Source organism: Xenorhabdus kozodoii (assembly GCF_002632875.1).
Classification (GTDB): Bacteria; Pseudomonadota; Gammaproteobacteria; order Enterobacterales; family Enterobacteriaceae; genus Xenorhabdus; species Xenorhabdus kozodoii.
Genome location: NZ_NJCX01000106.1, coordinates 1 through 609 on the forward strand (window position 1 = coordinate 1; position 609 = coordinate 609).

Here is a 609-nt window from a genome sequence, read left to right on the forward strand (position 1 = left end):
TGTATGGGCCCACGGAGACCACCACTTTTGCCACTGTCTATGAGATCGACGAATGCGTCGGCAGAAAAATCCCGATCGGCCAACCGATCGGCAATACCCAGATTTATATTCTGGATACACAAGGCCAACCCGTCCCGCTTGGTGTCGCGGGGGAAATTTACATCGGCGGAGCCGGTGTCGCCCGCGGTTACCTCAACCGCCCGGAACTGACCGCCGAGCGTTTCCTGGTCGATCCTTTTGCCACAGAGCCGGACGCCCGGATGTACAAAACCGGCGACCTCGGCCGCTGGCTACCCGACGGCAATATTGACTACCTTGGCCGCAATGATTTTCAGGTCAAACTGCGCGGCTTCCGGATCGAACTGGGGGAAATCGAGGCCAAATTAACCCAATGCGACGGGGTGCGCGAGGCGGTGGTGATCGCCCGCGAAGATGAACCCAACCAGAAACGGCTGGTCGCCTATGTGCGGCCAGAGGACGGGACGGAACTGGTGCCGGCAGAACTACGCCAGCAACTCAGCCAGCATCTGGCGGACTATATGCTGCCCAGTGCCTTTATCACGCTGGATGCCTTCCCGCTCACCCCCAATGGCAAACTCGACCGCAAGG

Annotated in this window: 1 protein-coding gene; it reads left to right on the forward strand. The window is 59.6% G+C overall.

What is annotated here, in order from left to right:
* Positions 1-609: AMP-binding enzyme (locus Xkoz_RS19335; protein WP_141554463.1), on the forward strand; the 609-nt coding region annotated here is incomplete at both ends.